This is a genomic window from Bacillus salitolerans, from assembly GCF_042680805.1.
Classification (GTDB): Bacteria; Bacillota; Bacilli; order Bacillales; family SA4; genus Bacillus_CJ; species Bacillus_CJ salitolerans.
In genome coordinates, this window is the sequence record NZ_JBHUEM010000055.1 from 4,926 (window position 1) to 8,612 (window position 3,687).

At 31.7% G+C, this 3,687-nt stretch carries 6 protein-coding genes; all 6 read left to right on the forward strand.

The window, feature by feature from the left end; genetic code table 11:
• Positions 1-50 precede the first annotated feature (50 nt).
• The 6 genes from ACFSCX_RS23330 (at position 51) to ACFSCX_RS23355 (ending at position 3,604) form a co-directional block, all read left to right on the forward strand.
• Entirely contained in the window at positions 51-311 is a 261-nt protein-coding gene (locus tag ACFSCX_RS23330; protein WP_377930658.1) for a hypothetical protein, read from the forward strand.
• A 299-nt stretch (positions 312-610) separates the two neighbouring features.
• Entirely contained in the window at positions 611-1,003 is a 393-nt protein-coding gene (locus ACFSCX_RS23335) for a hypothetical protein (RefSeq protein ID WP_377930660.1), read from the forward strand.
• 55 nt (positions 1,004-1,058) lie between these two features.
• The gene (locus ACFSCX_RS23340) at positions 1,059-1,424 is read left to right on the forward strand and encodes a hypothetical protein (protein ID WP_377930661.1); all 366 of its coding nucleotides are present in this window, start codon (positions 1,059-1,061) and stop codon (positions 1,422-1,424) included.
• 341 nt (positions 1,425-1,765) lie between these two features.
• Entirely contained in the window at positions 1,766-2,119 is a 354-nt protein-coding gene (locus ACFSCX_RS23345; protein ID WP_377930662.1) for an Imm8 family immunity protein, read from the forward strand.
• Positions 2,120-2,302: 183 nt separating this feature from the next.
• The gene (locus tag ACFSCX_RS23350) at positions 2,303-2,917 is read left to right on the forward strand and encodes a histidine phosphatase family protein (RefSeq protein WP_377930663.1); all 615 of its coding nucleotides are present in this window, start codon (positions 2,303-2,305) and stop codon (positions 2,915-2,917) included.
• 285 nt (positions 2,918-3,202) lie between these two features.
• Positions 3,203-3,604: a hypothetical protein gene (locus tag ACFSCX_RS23355; protein WP_377930664.1), complete on the forward strand. Its 402-nt coding sequence runs from the start codon at positions 3,203-3,205 to the stop codon at positions 3,602-3,604.
• Positions 3,605-3,687: the final 83 nt, after the last annotated feature.

Below are 3,687 nucleotides of genomic sequence, written 5' to 3' on the forward strand. Positions count from 1 at the left end.
ACTTCGAATGTTATAATAAATTTATGATTTGTTTGTCAGGGGGAACTTTAATGGAAGAAGTCTTAAAGCAAATTCTTATTGAATTAAAAGAGATGAAGTCCGACATTCATGAAATAAGAGTAGATATTGGTGATCTAAAACAAGGACAAGCTAGACTTGAAATAGGGCAAGAAAAACTACAGAAAAACCTTATTGAAAGTTTAGGGGCATATACTGAAAAAATTGCTGACCATGTTGATGATAAAACAGAAGTGCTAAATAAAAGAGTTTATAAAGTGGAATCAGATATTGAAAGACTTAGCAGGCAGTAAAAGAAATTAAAAACCTTTACTGTCTTTTTATATTACTTAAATTCAAAAGTATTACTAAACTAATGGGTGCTGTGATCCAAGAAGGATTATCGTTTATTTTAGTTGAAGTTATTAAGCTAACGAGCAGTTTTATGAAATTGTAACTGTTCCTAAGTTAAAGCATTCATATAAAAATCTAACTTTTCTGAAACCTATCTCTTTATAAAACGTAAAACTTATAAGGGGGTAAAATAAACATGAAAAGTACTCTTTTTTTATTTTGTATAACCTTAATAATGCTCACTGGATGTAATTCGGACGTGAGTAAAGTTGATGAGAGTGCAGTTATAGTTACTTATAACGATAGGAACTTACTTAAAGCCCTATCGAATAGGCATTTTACTGTTCAATATATGGAAAATCTTGAAAAATTTATTACAAAAGAAACTGATAACCTTGTAATTCATCATGAATATCTTACACTTGCTAAAGATGAGGTGAACATTTCTAGATTACACGATGGTAGTTATAAAGTAATAAATAGTGGTTTTAGTGATAAGGTTGGTACTTATACTTGTGAAAAGATTGACGTTTATAGCTTTGGTCTTATGGTAAATAATTGTGTGGTTGAAGGAAAAGTAGAATATGAACATAGTTTGTTACCTCTACAAACTAGTGATTTAATAAAAATGATGACACTGATGAAAAATTAATAAATCTATTGAGTAAATTGCAATAAAATTATAATTGACTTTTTGGTGGGGTTGATTGAAGAAGCTTTTTATTGTACTAGCCACTATAGCAATTGAAACATTTGTAGGGTGTAATTTGACGATGAACCAAGAATTGTCTAATACAGATCAGGTATCAGAAGAAGATTTCATTTATCGTTTATATACACTAACCTCAGAATTCAATGAAAATGAACAAGTAAAGATATTTGTCGAGCTTGAATATATTGGTAACAGAGAACAAGTGAGTATCTATCAAGCAACTTCATCCTTTTCATTTCCAATGATTGAGAAGACAAGACATTTTAGGGTTGAGTACCCAATGCAGCAACCATTAAGAAGTACAACATTAGTTAAGAGAGCCACTCATACAGGAGTATTTAGGTGGTGCTGGTGGTTTTAGCTCTGAAGAACATCCTAAATATGTTGAATTTATAAAACGAATCATAGATAAAGACTTTCCAAGCGGAGAATATATTGTTAACGGAGAAGCTAACTTTTATGTAATAACAGATGATGAAATAAAACAAGAGAAGAACTATGAGTTAAAAACAGAGATTGGATTCAAGGTTAAATGATCTGTTGGAATACTTTCATTTTTATTCAACAAACGGGTGAATTTCTTGAATATCAAATTGTGATCAGCTACGGCTGATCATTTTTTATAGGGTCGAATAGTTCAAACGGCTATTATTGGTAAAGTGCCAATTAAGTGTAGCCTATCCAGTGTTAAAGGATGATGACATGAGTTTGGAAATAAAAGACTATGATGCTTCAGGATTTCTAGAAATTGAAGAGCTTCACAATTTGAAATACGAGGGGGATATAGAGTTTCATTTCTACTTGACTCTTACAATAGGTAATAAAGGTACTGATAGTGGTGACTTATTTTCAATCTTAGTAATGACACCAATGGCAAATCAAGATTACTCAATTAATAAACATGAAAAGCACTATTTAATTAAATATGGTGACAACTGGGAGACTATTTATAATTCACTATCTGAGATAGTAAAAAGTTGTAGTGCAGATTCTTGGGCTGAATCAGTAAGAAAGTTAAGTAAACACTTTCGTTGGGAGTACGAGGGTATTCGCTAAAGGTTTTGTCTTATTCAATTAACGGGTGCGAGAATGCAATAACAGTGGTGCTGATCCATGAAGGATTAGTACCACTTTTTGTTGGAGTAAGGGGGGAGTATAATTAAAGAAGGATATATCTTCCTATTATAGAATTTATCTAATGTATATAAGACCGTATCCTTACAAAAAATGGGGGAAGTAATGAGTACACATTTATATTTAACTAGACATGGTGAAACTGTTTGGAACACACAAAAACTAATGCAAGGGTGGAAGGATTCTCCTTTAACAGACAATGGAATAAAACAAGCGAGTCAACTATCTCAAAGATTATGTAATATTACATTAAGTGCAATTTATTCAAGTACAAGTAATAGAGCTGTCCAAACAGCTGAAATAGCTAAAGGGGAGAGAATCCTGGAAGTCATAAAATATGATGATTTAAGAGAAATTTCTTTTGGAAAATGGGAAGGTAAATCTGCGGAAAATAACGAGAAGGAAAATCCAGAAGAATGGAAGACCTTTTGGGAGGCTCCACATCTGTTTAGAAATGAATCAGTAGAGTCGTTTTTAAAAGTCCAAGAAAGAATGGTGGATGCAATAAATAAAATCATAAAACAACATCCATTCGAAAATGTTCTAATTGTCACACATTCTATTGCGCTCAAACTACTGATGGATTACTTTGAAAAAAATGAATTAAAGAATATATGGTCAACTCCAGCAATTCCTTCAACGAGTTTGACTTTGTTAGAAATTAAAAATAATGAGCACGAAGTTATATATAAATATGATACTAAACATCTAGAGAGTTAGTTCGTTAGTCTTTATAATAAGCGCATTTTTGTTACGAAAAAAAACAATGAACTCTAAAATAAAGTACGTGAAATACATCACTTAAGTAAATGGTGCACTTCTTGAATAAGCGAAATAAGATCAGCAGCTGCTGATCTTATTTTATTGATGAGGAAGGAAAAGGAATTACTCTTATGGAAGTAAAGGGCAGGATAGTTGAACAAGCGGTTAGCGGTAATTAAGTAGAATATACTTCAAATGATAATGTCAATAAAGACATATGTAAGAGGAAGTGGGTGAGTGTTTATGAGTGATATTACCGAAGAAGTCTTAGCTAAAGTCTTTTTTGATGACGGAAGTTTGAGGGATATATTTGTTAAAAAAACTAACAAAGATGATTGGACTACTCTTTGGGATTTCGTCAAGAGTCTTATCAAGAGAACTCTTTCGATTGATGGAGAAGAAACTGACGATATTCCAGATGATGTAGCCAGTATTTTTAAAGCAAGAAAAGATAAATCAATATACATATCTATTGATTACAAAGATGTAGCATTTGTATGTCATTTCTTTTGTATTGAGGAAATAGAGTTTGATGTAAGTCCACGACAAATCAATAATTTATCGGAAGCTAAAGCAGTTTTTGAATTTATGGAAAGGTTAGCAAATCTTCTTCGTAAAGACGTGTGTGACCGTCAAGTAGAATGACACAAATTCTGCTTATTAATTTGAAACACTTTGTTGCTCAAAAATCGTTGATCTATGTTTCATTCTCCAACTATCTTCATTTA

Excerpts from the sequence above, each read along its gene's own strand:
- ACFSCX_RS23330 (WP_377930658.1), top strand. The coding sequence starts at position 51 with ATGGAAGAAGTCTTAAAGCAAATTCTTATTGAATTAAAAGAGATGAAG.
- ACFSCX_RS23345 (WP_377930662.1), top strand. The coding sequence starts at position 1,766 with ATGAGTTTGGAAATAAAAGACTATGATGCTTCAGGATTTCTAGAAATT.
- ACFSCX_RS23350 (WP_377930663.1), top strand. The coding sequence starts at position 2,303 with ATGAGTACACATTTATATTTAACTAGACATGGTGAAACTGTTTGGAAC.
- ACFSCX_RS23355 (WP_377930664.1), top strand. The coding sequence starts at position 3,203 with ATGAGTGATATTACCGAAGAAGTCTTAGCTAAAGTCTTTTTTGATGAC.